This is a genomic window from Trichocoleus desertorum AS-A10, assembly GCF_039962155.1.
In the GTDB taxonomy this organism is placed as follows: domain Bacteria; phylum Cyanobacteriota; class Cyanobacteriia; order FACHB-46; family FACHB-46; genus Trichocoleus.
Genome location: NZ_JAMPKN010000002.1, coordinates 330,060 through 343,367 on the forward strand (window position 1 = coordinate 330,060; position 13,308 = coordinate 343,367).

Genomic DNA, 13,308 nt, shown 5'->3' on the forward strand with positions numbered 1-13,308 from the left:
TAAAGGCGATCGCCGACCTGAGAGCTGCTGAGAATACTGAGACTTAGGCTAACTGACAACCATTATTTCGGAGATTTTCACATGCCACCCATTCGAATTGAGGCTGAAAACTACACAGGTTATTACGACACCACAACTGGCAACTCCGGTAGTGTCTATCGCACTGACAATGTTGATATTCAAGCTACCACTGATGTGGGAGGTGGTTACAACGTTGGTTGGACTAAATCTGGCGAATGGCTGACCTATAACTTTGAGCTAACAGAAGCTGGGTTCTATGATCTGACGACTCGGGTTGCCTCTGGTACAAGCGGCACCAAAACATTACGAATTCTCATTGACGGTGTAGACGTAACTGGCAGCCTCAGTTTTACAGATGCCTCTGGCTGGCAATCTTGGCGTGACCTCACCAAGCAGGGGCTGAACTTGAGTGCTGGTCAGCACGAAATGCGAGTTGAAATGGTGACTGGTAATCTCAATTTCAACTACATCGAACTTACCCCTGCTGTTAGTGTTACCGATGCGATCGCTCCAACTGCCAGTTTGGCTGCAACCAACGTCACTACGGCGGGAGCTGCTGATTACACCTTTACGGTTACTTACCAAGATAACCAAGCGATCGACCTGGCTAGCTTGAGCGATGGCGATGTCATTGTTACGGGACCCAACGGATTTCAGCAAGCACCGACTCTTGTCAGCGTCAATACCACAGGGAATGGAAGTCCCCGCACTGCCACCTATCGAATCACTGCTCCAGGTGGTTCCTGGGATGACGCTGACAACGGCACCTACGCGATCGCGATTCAAAGTAATCAGGTCCGCGATACCAGCGGCAACGCTGTAATTGCCAGCAACTTAGGCAGCTTTCAAGCAACTGTAGCTGCTCAGACCGGTGGGATTGCGCTACCAGGTCGAGTCCAAGCCGAGGACTATGTCAGCTCCTCTGATACCACAACTGGTAACTCAGGGGCGGTTTACCGCAACGACAACGTAGACATTGAAGCAACGGCAGATATCGGTGGTGGTTATAACATTGGCTGGGTCAAGGCTGGAGAGTGGCTGACCTACGACATTAATGTGGCTCAAACTGGATTTTATGACCTCACTGCTCGTGTCGCTTCTGCGGCTGTAGGGACCAAATCTCTCCGCATCAAAATTGATGGGCAGGATATGGGGACACTGAGTCTTACAGATGCGTCTGGGTGGCAGTCTTGGCAGAACATTACTAAAGCAAATGTCAATTTGACGGCTGGTCGTCACCAATTGCGGGTTGAGATGCTAACCGATAGCCTGAACCTCAATTACATCGACTTTACCCCAGTTCCAGTGGGACGCATCAATGGCACTAACTCGGCAGAAACCCTGAATGGGGATGCGCTTGACAATATCATCAGTGCTTTTGGGGGCAATGACATTCTCAATGGCGGTGAGGGCAACGATCTGCTGAATGGTGGTTTCGGTAGTGATGCGCTAGATGGCGGTTTGGGAAACGACACAGCCAGTTATGCTCAATCCAGTAGCGGTGTTAGCGCCAATTTGGCGACCGGGCTGGCTAGTGCCATTCTGCGGATTATGCCTCTAGGCGACTCCATTACTCACGGGATGCCTCCTTCTAACCCACTCGCTTATCCAGGGGCTTACCGAATTCCTTTATGGGAGCGATTCAAGACAGACTCGATTCCTCTAGATTTTGTCGGGTCTCAGCGCAATGGCAGTCTGAGCGAAAACCCTGATAGTCCTGATGGCTTTGACCAAGACCATGAAGGATACCCTGGAAAGAAAATTAGTGAGATTGCCACGTCCACCCAGGTCAATCTGAATCCACGCTTACAAGAGCTGAAGCCAAATGTAATTTTGCTGACGATCGGAACGAATGACGCCATGTCTACACGTTCGGTTGATCAGATGAAGAGCGATCTGGGCAAGCTCATTGACCAAATTACAAGCCAGCGTCCTGATGTGCAGTTGTTGGTTTCTACTATTCCCCCGATTAACCCAAGTCGCAGTTCTACCGCAGCTCAAAAAGCGATCGCTTTTAACAACAGTTTGCCGACAATCATCAGCACCAAAGCGGCTGCGGGCAAGAAGGTAGCGCTGGTGGACACAATTAAGGGCAATGATGGGCAGAGTGGAACTGCTGACGACTTAGTGGTGAGCGATCTGGTCTCAGATGGCTTACATCCCAATGAGGGCGGCTATAACAAGATTGCCAATACCTGGTATGACGCCATCTTCAAGAATGTCACGATCGATCGCGACACCTTCAACAGCATCGAAAATCTGACTGGCAGTGACTTTGACGATATCCTTGTCGGCAACAATGAGGCCAATGTTCTGGAAGGTAGCAATGGCAAAGATCAGCTCACAGGTATGAGTGGTGCGGATACCTTTGCCTACCGAAACCTTTTGGAGGCTGGGGACATAATTACTGACTTTGCAGCGAATGATCTACTACAAGTTTCTGCGGCGGGCTTTGGCGGCGGGTTAGTGGCAGGTGTAGCTTTGAGTGCGGCGGAGGCTGCAACTGGTGTCTTTGTCAGTGGAAGTAATCCGACGGCGATCGGTAGCAGTGCTAACTTCCTTTACAACGCAACGAATGGGGTTCTGAGCTTTGACCAAGACGGCGTAGGAAGCGGTACGGCTGTCGCGATCGCTACGTTCAACACACTCCCCTCTCTATCGGCGAATCAATTTATGATTACGGCCTAACTCAAATCATTCTCTTTTCACCATCAGGCAGTGTACCTCGCACGCGTAGCCAGCTGCCTGATGTGGATTTAGTTTGTGAATTGTCTTGTTGACCCTAGATTTACTTTCCTCAATCTCGGGTGCTTGAACTTCTAAGAGATCAAATCTTTGGCGAGTTCAACAGTACCCCGCTGAGCCACAATCCGGGCAGGAACACCTACTGCGACAGAATAGGGTGGGATATCTTTGGTGACTACTGCTCCAGCACCAATAACGCTGCCTTCGCCAATAGTGACGCCATCTAGCACCTTCACGCCACTACCAAGCCAGCAGTCATCTCCGATCGTAATTCCTTTGCGGCTGACACCCTGCTCACGAATTTTACGATCGCGCTCAGCAAATTCATGATTATTGGCAAAAATGCCAACATGCGATGCAATTAGGCAATCTTGACCGATTTTAATGTTTCCGGGACCAGCAATACAGGTGTAAGGGCCGATCGAGGTGCGTGGACCAATCTCAATTAGGCAATCACCCCGACTAACACGAATGTCAACGCCAATATCAATTTGCACGCGATCGCCTAGAGTGATTTTGCTATGAGACCCACTGGCGTTCAGGCGAGCACCTCTATTGATCGTCACCTGATTTCCGAGTTCAATCTGATGAGCGCCTAAAAATTCCACCCCTGGCTGCAGCTGAACTGATGAGCCTAATTGGTGAAATACGAAGCGATACAGAATTCTGCGGAGGGCAAAACCGGGCGAGAGAGGAACCCAACCTGCCGAAGCTAACAGTAGCGCTTCTAGACGCTGAGAGGAGCGGCTGGACGGCGTGACAGTTTCCGAAGTCATTGTGATCTCTGCTTCAATTATTTTTTTCCTTCAGGATTTGATTGACTAGGCTCCAAACACTGCCACTGCGATCGCCCGACTGAAACTCTTGCAACAGCTTTTTGGCGCGATAGATCTTGCGTTTGGCCCGTTGAGTCAAAGTACGTTGGTTAGTAATGAAGTAATAGTATCTATCTTGAGTGAAGGCGTCAGCTTGCTCATCTTGCAAGATAAATCGAGGATGAATGAGAGGAAATGACAACTCGTTCACAGGTAGCCCTGCCCGCCAATCGTAGCTATCACGGGTATGAGTAGATTCGGAGCCAAAACCAAGGTTTGAAACCATATTGACTTTAGGCACAATGCACAGACCACTTTGCACCCAGCAGGAAAAAATCCACTGGTAGTCCCAAGTATCTTTGCGATCGCTGTACACCTCTTCAAACCGGGCTGCCCACCAATCAACCATTTTGGGGTCGCCTAGCCAATCTAGCAGCCAGCCATTGTCACGAATTTCAGGCCACACCTTCATATTCACATCGTAGTGCTGCCAAGCCCGTCGCCAAGTCGCCCAACCCCAAAAATGAGTGTAGCGAGAAAAGTAATAACTCGCGTCATTGCGTTGGTGATCAGTTTGGAAGTTATCTCCCGTCACAGCCATGATTCGGTCATCTTGCCGATAGCGCTCGAGCATTTCTTCACAGAAGCGAAAAAAGCTGGGATGAGGCACACAGTCGTCCTCAAAAATTATTGCCTCTTCGACATTTTGGAATACCCAATCCAAGCCGCTGTAAATCCGCTCCTTGCAACCCAAATAAGTATCTGCGTAGTTCGTCAAAACCTCACAATCCCAGTCAACTCGCTCAATGATGGAGCGGGCAGCCTTGCATTTAGCAACTTCTTCTGGGTGGGTGGGGCGACCCATATTCGAAACTACTAAGAGCTTGGGAGGTTTAGCCTGACGAATCGCTTCAAAGACTTTTTCGGTTGTATCGGGTCGCCTAAAAATCAATAGAGCGACTGGGGTTTTGAGTTGCCAATCCGTCATGTCCTCATTCCTGCATTAATCTCAAGCGGGCGCTTAAAGGGGATGTTTCGTGACTACACCAGGTCCAGCCAAAATCTCGCTATACAGCGCTTCAAGCTTGGCTATACTGTGTTTTTGATCAAACTGTTGCTCAATCCTCTGACGGCCCGCGATCGCCATTTGATTTCGCATTTCAGGATTGTTGAAAATAACCAGCAAATGCTCTGCGATCGCCTCCCAGTCTCGTTCTGCCGTCAAGAAACCTGTCTCTCCATGAACCACCGCTTCGGGAATTCCCGCATGAATTGACCCTATCACAGGTAGTTGCATAGCCAGTGCTTCGGTGACCACATTTGGTAAGCCTTCCGAATCGCCCGTGGCCGCAGTGATGCTAGGGGCACAAAGCACATTGGCCCGATTCATCCACTCTTTCACGGTGGGATGAGGCTGGGGCCCCAAAAAACGATATTGCTTCAAGACACTCCGAGCTAAGCTCTCTAACTCAGCTCTTTGCGGTCCATCCCCAATCAACACCAGTTCTACGTCAGGTCGAGCTGCTTGTACCGCAGCCATTGCCCGGATCAAGTATTCACAGCCTTTTTTCTCAACCAACCGCCCGACAAACAAGACTACTGGCTCACGGGTTAAAGTTGGGTCAAAGCTGAACTTGTCGAGATTCACGCCGTTATAGATGACCACCGCCTTCTCAGGTGGGCAACCCTTTTCTACCACCTTGTGGCGAATAAAATCGGACACACCAATGCAATAACGAGCCGTTTGAAAGAGTTCGGGCCGTCGCTGTACGTAATAGTCTCGGAAGAACTGTCCACGGCGATGCCAAAAATCAAGGACTGAGGGTGTCCTTTGTCCCGGCTTCAGATCCATGCCTGTGATATCATTGCCGCGAAATGTCACAACTAGGGGCAACTGTAGCCGCCGAGCCAACCGCATTCCCCAGATTCCATCTAGTCCAAAATGAGCATGGATCAAGCTGGGCGATAACGCTTGTAGGCTCTGTAACCATTGAGGGTGAACTACACCCCCTAGCTTAAAGGCCATTTTCCAGACACCTGCTGATTGAACAAAGTCGCTCAAGGTGAGACTTCTATCAGCTGGAATTAAAGATGTGGCATTAGCGGTACGCGAGGTGCCTACGTAGAACCCTGTATAAGCAGTCAAACTCTCCACTTGAGCAGGAATAAAGGTTTCCGAGTAGGGAAGTAACAGATCCCGATAGATGATTACTCTTCTCTGCATTACGTGGGCTCCAAGTCGCAGACTCCTCCTCTGCAATTAAATCGGCAACCTTGAGCAAGTAGCTATGACTCGACCCATCAACCTGACAATTTTTAACAAAACAGACCTTCTCTGTCAGGTTTGTATGAAGCGAGTTAGCGATCGCCCCTTCAAATTTGCCCAAAGCGATCGCCAAGTTGTTAGCTTAGGCTAAGCAGCACCACTTTACCGCTTCACAGAACTCCGTTGAAGCAGATTAACCCCCTTCACCTTGAAGTGTGGCTTCAGTTAAACCGAGGTCGAAAGAGAGTTAGGGTATCTACTCGCTGCTTTCACCTCTAAGTACTTTTCCCGCCAAAGGAAGAAAGGACTAACCAGAATTCCTAGCAGTAGCTCCATTTCGCAAGCGGCAACCACATCAGTTTTAATCACTGAGTAGTACTTGATGAAGTGCAGCAGCGCCTTACGAACATCATTCGCTAAGTAGATTGGAAAGGCGAAGGGTCTTTGCCACGGCTTGAAGCCAATCATCCGAATGTGGTGACGACCTAGCCCCGCGCCTCGACACAAATTGAGCAAATAAGCTTTTTCTAGACGGGACTTGGGAATTTCGTGATAAATACACATGGCTGGGTTATGCCAAATTTCCCAGCCCCCACGTTTGAGGTAAGCCAAAGCTTCAATATCTTCACTTTTGGCAGATAGGGACGTTCCAACAGGACCCCGTAACAGAAGGCGAGAAGGCACATTCTCCAACCAAGCTTGCTTACGGACCACCAGGCCTGCACCAGGAGGCAGTACCTTGGTGTCATACCGGAATACCTGCTGACCGCGATCAATAATTGCTAGAAATGCAGCAATTCGCTCAAAGTTCTGGGGGGGTGCAACTTCAAAGTTCCCACGAATCTGACTACCATAAGCCCCTGCTTCGGGATGCTGTTGGCCAAAGGCACAGGCTTTCGCAACCCAATCTGGGGTGGGCAAATTATCGTCATCTAAAAACCCAATGAAGGTACCTTGGGCCTCGCGAATCGCCCGCTGTCTTGCAAACGCTGCCCCTTGCTCCCCTTCAAAGGTGTATCGGATGGGATAAGCTTGGGGCCAGTTGGTTTGGTAAGCTTCAACGACCTTTTTGGTGTTATCAGTGCTTTTGTTATCGACAATCAGCACTTCCCAAGAGAACCCCTCCGTTCCCACCTGCGATCGCAACCGATCCAAAACAGCAGGTAGACGCTTTTCCCCGTTATAAGTACGTATGGCGACAGTAAAGTCAATCATATGTTTGCGATCGCTCTCAGTATTCCTGTCTTGGACGTTGCTCCCCAAAACCGCGAGCCGAAGTAAGAATGAATTAAGCTTGTGTAATTAAATACCGATTTGCGGGAAACACGAAGCTAGGGTTTACAGTTGGATGGTCCATTCGGCTAAACAGATTCTAGATCTGTTTAAATTACTCAAGGTTCCTCTAAAAGTAAAGTCGAGCTTATGTAAATTTGCGGAGCATAACTGCACTATATTCCGGATGTCTCAAGCGCTGCTATTCCTAGCCTGGCATCTTCATACCAACTTTAAACTAGGTGCAGGGTTCCAGCAGCCATATAAAGCTTAAGTAAAATTCCTTAGCTTGGCGCGCGTTATTGGTTCTTATAGTAACCAGTTCTTGGCAGATTTTCAGTCATAAATATCTGTAATGAATGCTCCTCTGAGGCAAGTTGCCAGCTGTACAGAGCCTACCCCGAGGGGGTGAGAGTTCTTTAGACGCGATCTAAAAAACTCTCATCAGGACTACCGAGTTAACTGGAGTTTAGCGAGGGTTTGAATAGCACTCGGCATTCCAGACTGCGCCTAAGGTAGCCAGGTTAAGCAACGACCCAGTTGACCAGGGTGCGAACCCCGTAGCCCGTAGCTCCAGCACTGTTATAGCCATTTTCCTTGTCTGCCCAAACTGGGCCAGCGACATCAAGATGAGCCCACGGCGTTTCTTTCACGAACTGTTTTAAGAAGAGGGCGGCGGTAATGGAGCCGCCAGGACGAGGACCAGTATTTTTCATGTCTGCGATCATCGATTTCAGACCGTCAAAGTATTTTTCTTCCATTGGCATTTGCCAGAGCTTTTCACCTGCGGATTCAGCCGCATTTAGTAACTCCGCAGCCAAGGTATTGTCACTACTCCAGAGACCCGCAATATCATCACCTAAGGCAACGACACAGGCTCCAGTGAGGGTAGCTAAATCTACGATTGCATCGACACCGAGTTTTTCCGTAAACACCAGGGCGTCGGCCAAGGTAAGACGGCCTTCTGCGTCGGTGTTATTCACTTCGATGGTTTTGCCGTTGGAAGCAGTCAGTACATCGCCAGGACGCAAGGCTCGACCGCTGATCATGTTCTCAGTTGCGGCGCTGATGAAATGCACTTCTACATCGGGTTTAATTTGCGCGATCGCCTTAGCAGCACCCAAGGTTGCAGCGGCACCCCCCATGTCGGTTTTCATCATCTCGATGCCGCTGCCTGCTCCTTTGATGTTGAGGCCACCAGAGTCAAAGGTGAGTCCTTTCCCCACGATCGCAACTTTGCGCCGGGGAGTGCCGTTGGGCTTGTAAGTGATGTGGATAAACTTGGGCGGAATATCAGAAGCTCTAGCCACGCCCAGGAAAGCCCCCATGCCCAGCTTTTCGCAGTCTTCTTGCTCCAGAATCTGAATTTCTAAGCCGTGTTCTTGGGCGATCGCTTCAGCCGTTTCTGCCATCGTCAGTGAAGTGACCACGTTGGGAGGAGCAGCAACCAGTTCTCGCGCCAAAATTACTCCCGAACAAATCTGCCGCGCCCTCTGAATAGCAGCGCTTTGGTCGCCGACACCTAAAATTTCAATTTGTTCTAGCTGGGAGTTTTTGTCTTCCGATTCTGACTTGAAGCGGGTGTCCTGATAGGCAGCTAACTCTGCCCCTTCGGCGATCGCTTGCACAGTAGCTTCAGGCTGGCTATTCCATACCGGGAACTGAATAGCCAAGGTCTTGCCTTTTTCTTTTTTCGCTTGTCGCATACTCAAAGCTGCGGCCCGTCTTAAACTTTCTAGCTTTAGCGAGTCGGGTTTGCCTAAACCGACTAAAAGCACTTTGCGAATGGCACTACCGCCGCCTACACGGGCAAGAGCACTGCTGCCTTCTTTTCCCTTAAACTCAGCCTCAGCCATTAACTCTTTTAAGGTGCCTGCGAGTTTCTCATCCAAGGTCGCTAGATCACCCGTCAGTTCCACCCCATCTTCAAACAACCCTAGAGCTAAAATGTCTCCCGCCCAGTTTAGGCATGAGGTATCTGTCGCGCGAACATCCATCCCTTCTTGTCCTTCTAAATCAAAGACTTCTCTATTTCTTCAGGCTACTAGTTGCAAGAGAAAATTTTTCGGATTAACTCCAAAAAAGTGACGATTTTTCGCTGATTCTCTCCTACGAACTAGCGCACCAAATGGAAGTACCAGCCTGATCACTTTTCAACTATTGTCGGATCTAGGTAGAATTCCCTGTTTAAAGGAGCAAGACCTAGGGCGGAAACGGAATTAAAAATGCTAGAGTCTCATGGGATTCGGTCCAAATCTTCGAGCGAGGACGCATGCTGAAGCGACGAGGCACGCAAGTTTCTTTGGCCATTGGAGCAGGGCTGTGTGCCTTACTCTTAGGGGCAACGTTGTCGGTTACAACCAGCGGTTTTACTCGCAAATGGCAAAGCTGGATTCAACCACAGCCGTCATCTCTGCCCAGCCAAAGCCAAGCTGCTGACTCTGCCGTTGCGGCTTTAGCAGACCTATCTCCCGAGCAACGAGCCACTAAACTAGCAGCGATCGCCCAAGGCAAACAAGGAGCAGACCGCAACCGCGCTCGCTATTTGCTAGCAAGTGATGCCATTCGGCAACGCCAAGGAGAAAAAGCGCTCCAGTGGCTCAAGGGTTTAGAGTCAGATTACCCGGAGCTTGCTGCCTATGTTGCTTTTAAGCAGGCTCAAGCCTATACGGTTAGTGGCAAAACAGCCGAGGCAGCAGCCGCTTGGAAAAGTCTGCTGCGACAATATCCGGATCACCCTGTCGCTGCCGAAGCTTTATTCGTGCTAGGCCGCCAGGATCGGCAGTATTGGGACCAAGCGATCGCCAAGTTTCCAACTTATCCTCGAACTCAAGACATCATTCGGCAACGCCTGCGCCAGAACCCAAATCAGCCAAAATTGCTCTTAATTTTGGCTAAGTATGGCATTAATGCTCCAGGTATTGTCCCGGTGCTGAATCGGCTAACCGAAAACGCCAGCTTTACCGCTACACTCCAGCCCGAAGATTGGGAGGCGATCGCCTTTAACTACTGGGAGCACCAGGAATATGGCAAGGCCGCAGAAGCTTATGCCCGTGCCCCTCGTAATTCCCTCAACACATATCGGATTGGGCGCGGGTTGCAACTCAGCGGTTTAAACTCTCAAGCTTACCGAGCTTACCAACTGTTAGCCACTGCTTTCCCCCAAGCTGAGGAAACGGCCACGGCTCTAATTCGCATGGCTCAGCTTACGCCTAAACCGATTAATGGCATTCCCTATCTAGATCGAGTCATTAGCCAATTCCCCGACCAGGCAGCAGAAGCCCTGATGGTCAAGGCTGACATTCTAGAAGGCTTAGGTAGCGGCAAATCAGCCGCGCAATCTCGCCAATCGGTTTTGAGCCAGTACCCCAAATCAGATGCTGCCGCCGAAATTCGCTGGAAACAAGCCCAGCGTCAAGCCAACACCGGAAACTTTTTGGCTGCTTGGCAGTGGGCAGAACCAATTACCAAGCAAAACTCCGAAAGTGAATTCGCCCCAGAAGCCGCTTATTGGGTGGGTAAATGGGCAAGCCAAATTGGGCGCGAGCAAGATGCCACAAGTGCCTTTGAGTATGTCTTGGCAAAATATCCAGAGTCTTATTATGCTTGGCGATCGGCTGTACAGCTAGGTTGGAACGTAGGCGATTTTGATAGCGTCCGTCAACTCCAACCGCAAGTTGTGCGCTCTGGTCACTCCAGCCCATTACCCACGGGTTCTGCTACCTTGCAAGAGCTGTATCAGTTGGGGCAAAGCCAAGATGCTTGGGCACTCTGGCAAGTAGAATTCAAAAATCCCACTAAGCCAACGGTAGCGGAGCAGTTTACCGATGGGGTGTTGCGCGTGGGAGTGGGCGATCATCTTGATGGCATTTTTATGTTGTCGAGCCTGGCTTGGCGTGAAAAAACTGAGGAGCGATCGCAATACCAAACCCTTAAGCAACAGCCTGCTTTCTGGCAAGCACTGTATCCTTTTCCCTTTCTGCAACCCATCGAGGCTTGGTCGCAAGAACGGCAACTCAATCCCCTGCTTGTCACAGCCTTAATCCGCCAGGAATCCCGGTTTCAGCCGCAAATTCGCTCTGTTGTGGGAGCAACTGGACTGATGCAAGTCATGCCCGAGACAGCTTCTTGGATCGCCTCGCAAATTAAGCTGAAGCAGTACAAACTGGACAAACCGGAAGACAACATCAAACTAGGTACCTGGTATTTAGCCTACACCCACCGCGAGTACGACAATAACTCTCTCTTCGCGGTTGCCAGTTACAATGCGGGTCCCGGTGCTGTAGCGGGTTGGGTAGATAAAAACACCTTCACCGATCTTGATCAATTTGTGGAAGCAATCCCCTACGGCGAAACCAAAGGCTACGTGAAGTCAGTGTTTGAAAACTACTGGAACTATCTACGCCTCTACAATCCAGAAGTTTCCCAACAGGTCGAACAGGTCGCCCAAGCTTCCGACAGTTACCAATCCGCCTTCAAGTTTTAATTAAGTTCTAATTGGGATACCTAACATAAAAAAGACACCTCTGTTGAAATACTCAACAAAGGTGTCTTACAGCCATGATGGACGACGGCTGTTTTAGAAGTTCATTTCAGCAGCTTGCACTTTCTCAACTTGCTTCTTCTTCAGGACAAGCATGATTTGAGAGAGAGTGATTGCAGCGAAGAAGGCAACCAAGCCTTGGATGCGAGCAGGGCTTTGCAGCACGATTTCTGTATCAACCTGACCGAAGCCACCCACGTTAGGATCAGTCGTGAGCGCTTCACCCGCTTTCACTTCTTGGCCTTCCGCGACTACTAGCTCAGGACCCGCTGGAATGTTGTCTACAGCGGTGCCACCGTCAGCAGATTGAATGGTGACAGCATAACCACCACTTTCGGCTTTAGTAATTTGGGTAATTTTCCCAGCAGCAGAAGCGTTGTAAATCGTGTTGTTGCTCTTGTCACCAGTAGGATAAACCTGGCCACGACCACGATTACCACCCACGTTGATTGGGTATTTACCAAATTTCACAGACTTATCGGCGTTAGGGTCGGGGGAGAGGACTGGGAAGGTCAGCTCTTGATACTGCTCTCCAGGTAACGGACCCACTACCACGATATTGTCCTTGTCGGCACTGTAGGGTTGGAAATACAGACCGCCAATTTTTTCCTTCATTTCTTCAGGAATTCTGTCCTCAGGAGCGATCTTAAAGCCCTTAGGCAGGATCAGGACCGCACCAACGTTCAGAGGACCTTTTTCACCATTGCCCAACACCTGCTGTACGTTGGTGTCGTAAGGAATCTTGACGACTGCTTCAAACACCGTATCTGGAAGAACGGCTTGAGGTACTTCTACTTCAGTCCGCTTAGCGCCTAAGTGACAGTTGGCGCAAACAATCCGACCTGTGGCCTCACGAGGATTCTCGTAAGCTTGCTGAGCATAGACCGGATAAGCAGCAGCAGAGTGAGGCAGCATTAGATCGCTACCGAGCAAAATGGCGATCGCGCTGATAGCGGCAAGCGTAACGCGCCAGAGGTATCGCGGAGCGAATATCGCTGACAAAAAAGTTTTCTTCATCTGTAATGAGTCTTCAATAGCAAAGGATCAGGCAGTCAATACACAAGACAGGATGCAACGTCTCACGATTGGTAAAAATGATCAATTCCTAGGACCACCAGGGGTCATCACCTGTGCGGAAGTCAGTTTCAGTCCAAGGTGTAAAGGAGACTTTGTCCTCTTGGACAGTTGCGTGAACTAGGGCGAGGGACAGCGGTGCTGGACCCCGGACTACCTTGCCAGTGTTGTCATACTGCGAACCATGACAGGGACAGATGAACTTATTCTCGCCACTATTCCAGGGCACGACACAGCCCAAGTGGGTGCAGACCGCATTAATGCCGTAGCTGGCAAGGGCTTGCTCGCCTTCTACCACAATGTAGGTGGGGTCGCCTTTGAGCCCCTGAGCCAAAGAGCGCTCGCCAGTTTTGTGACTGGCAAGGAAGTCACTCACGAGGATGTCATTACCGAGCGCATCCTTCGCAGTAACCCCACCGCTACCGCTTCCACTAGACGGCGGGATAAAGTATTTGACCACAGGATATAGTGCGCCCAAGGCTGTGCCTGTGACCGCACCAAACGTGAGGAAATTCATAAATTGGCGACGACCCATGCTAGGTACGTCTGCAGATCCAGAGACTTGAGCCATG

10 protein-coding genes are annotated in these 13,308 nt (G+C 50.1%); 3 read left to right on the plus strand and 7 right to left on the minus strand.

Going from position 1 to position 13,308, the window contains the following annotated elements:
• The first annotated feature begins 81 nt into the window (after positions 1-81).
• Positions 82-2,709, plus strand: coding sequence for a carbohydrate-binding protein (locus NDA01_RS05255; protein WP_348227123.1), 2,628 nt, complete (start codon positions 82-84; stop codon positions 2,707-2,709).
• Positions 2,710-2,840: 131 nt separating this feature from the next.
• Here the strand turns inward: NDA01_RS05255 and NDA01_RS05260 are convergent, their stop codons facing one another.
• From NDA01_RS05260 to NDA01_RS05270, 3 genes are read right to left on the minus strand one after another with little or no spacing between them, the layout of a single operon-like run.
• Positions 2,841-3,542: an acyltransferase gene (locus NDA01_RS05260; RefSeq protein WP_348227124.1), complete on the minus strand. Its 702-nt coding sequence runs from the start codon at positions 3,540-3,542 to the stop codon at positions 2,841-2,843.
• A gap of 13 nt (positions 3,543-3,555) precedes the next feature.
• Positions 3,556-4,569, minus strand: a complete 1,014-nt coding sequence (locus NDA01_RS05265; RefSeq protein ID WP_190431304.1) for a glycosyltransferase family 2 protein — start codon at positions 4,567-4,569, stop codon at positions 3,556-3,558.
• 33 nt (positions 4,570-4,602) lie between these two features.
• Positions 4,603-5,805, minus strand: coding sequence for a glycosyltransferase (locus NDA01_RS05270; protein WP_348227125.1), 1,203 nt, complete (start codon positions 5,803-5,805; stop codon positions 4,603-4,605).
• A 64-nt stretch (positions 5,806-5,869) separates the two neighbouring features.
• Between NDA01_RS05270 and NDA01_RS05275 the strand changes: the two genes are divergently transcribed.
• The gene (locus tag NDA01_RS05275; RefSeq protein WP_348227126.1) at positions 5,870-5,998 is read left to right on the plus strand and encodes a hypothetical protein; all 129 of its coding nucleotides are present in this window, start codon (positions 5,870-5,872) and stop codon (positions 5,996-5,998) included.
• Between the two features lie 74 nt (positions 5,999-6,072).
• Here the strand turns inward: NDA01_RS05275 and hpsE are convergent, their stop codons facing one another.
• Both hpsE and NDA01_RS05285 read right to left on the minus strand, forming a co-directional pair.
• On the minus strand, positions 6,073-7,062 hold the full coding sequence (hpsE, locus tag NDA01_RS05280; RefSeq protein WP_348227127.1) for a hormogonium polysaccharide biosynthesis glycosyltransferase HpsE: 990 nt from the start codon (positions 7,060-7,062) through the stop codon (positions 6,073-6,075).
• A gap of 581 nt (positions 7,063-7,643) precedes the next feature.
• Positions 7,644-9,116 (minus strand): leucyl aminopeptidase, encoded by a 1,473-nt coding sequence (locus tag NDA01_RS05285; RefSeq protein ID WP_348227128.1) that lies wholly within the window; start codon positions 9,114-9,116, stop codon positions 7,644-7,646.
• A 275-nt stretch (positions 9,117-9,391) separates the two neighbouring features.
• On the opposite strand from NDA01_RS05285, the gene NDA01_RS05290 reads away from it, so the two are divergent.
• On the plus strand, positions 9,392-11,605 hold the full coding sequence (locus NDA01_RS05290; protein ID WP_348227129.1) for a lytic transglycosylase domain-containing protein: 2,214 nt from the start codon (positions 9,392-9,394) through the stop codon (positions 11,603-11,605).
• A gap of 93 nt (positions 11,606-11,698) precedes the next feature.
• Here the strand turns inward: NDA01_RS05290 and petA are convergent, their stop codons facing one another.
• Both petA and petC read right to left on the minus strand, forming a co-directional pair.
• Positions 11,699-12,679: a cytochrome f gene (gene petA, locus NDA01_RS05295; protein ID WP_190431299.1), complete on the minus strand. Its 981-nt coding sequence runs from the start codon at positions 12,677-12,679 to the stop codon at positions 11,699-11,701.
• 88 nt (positions 12,680-12,767) lie between these two features.
• Positions 12,768-13,307 (minus strand): cytochrome b6-f complex iron-sulfur subunit, encoded by a 540-nt coding sequence (gene petC / locus NDA01_RS05300; RefSeq protein WP_190431298.1) that lies wholly within the window; start codon positions 13,305-13,307, stop codon positions 12,768-12,770.
• Between the last annotated feature and the right edge of the window lies 1 nt (position 13,308).

Bases quoted from the DNA above. Each gene is read 5' to 3' on its own strand.
- NDA01_RS05255 (WP_348227123.1), top strand. From the start codon at position 82: ATGCCACCCATTCGAATTGAGGCTGAAAACTACACAGGTTATTACGAC.
- NDA01_RS05260 (WP_348227124.1), bottom strand. From the start codon at position 3,542: ATGACTTCGGAAACTGTCACGCCGTCCAGCCGCTCCTCTCAGCGTCTA.
- NDA01_RS05265 (WP_190431304.1), bottom strand. From the start codon at position 4,569: ATGACGGATTGGCAACTCAAAACCCCAGTCGCTCTATTGATTTTTAGG.
- NDA01_RS05270 (WP_348227125.1), bottom strand. From the start codon at position 5,805: ATGCAGAGAAGAGTAATCATCTATCGGGATCTGTTACTTCCCTACTCG.
- NDA01_RS05275 (WP_348227126.1), top strand. From the start codon at position 5,870: ATGACTCGACCCATCAACCTGACAATTTTTAACAAAACAGACCTTCTC.
- hpsE (WP_348227127.1), bottom strand. From the start codon at position 7,062: ATGATTGACTTTACTGTCGCCATACGTACTTATAACGGGGAAAAGCGT.
- NDA01_RS05285 (WP_348227128.1), bottom strand. From the start codon at position 9,116: ATGGATGTTCGCGCGACAGATACCTCATGCCTAAACTGGGCGGGAGAC.
- NDA01_RS05290 (WP_348227129.1), top strand. From the start codon at position 9,392: ATGCTGAAGCGACGAGGCACGCAAGTTTCTTTGGCCATTGGAGCAGGG.
- petA (WP_190431299.1), bottom strand. From the start codon at position 12,679: ATGAAGAAAACTTTTTTGTCAGCGATATTCGCTCCGCGATACCTCTGG.
- petC (WP_190431298.1), bottom strand. From the start codon at position 13,307: ATGGCTCAAGTCTCTGGATCTGCAGACGTACCTAGCATGGGTCGTCGC.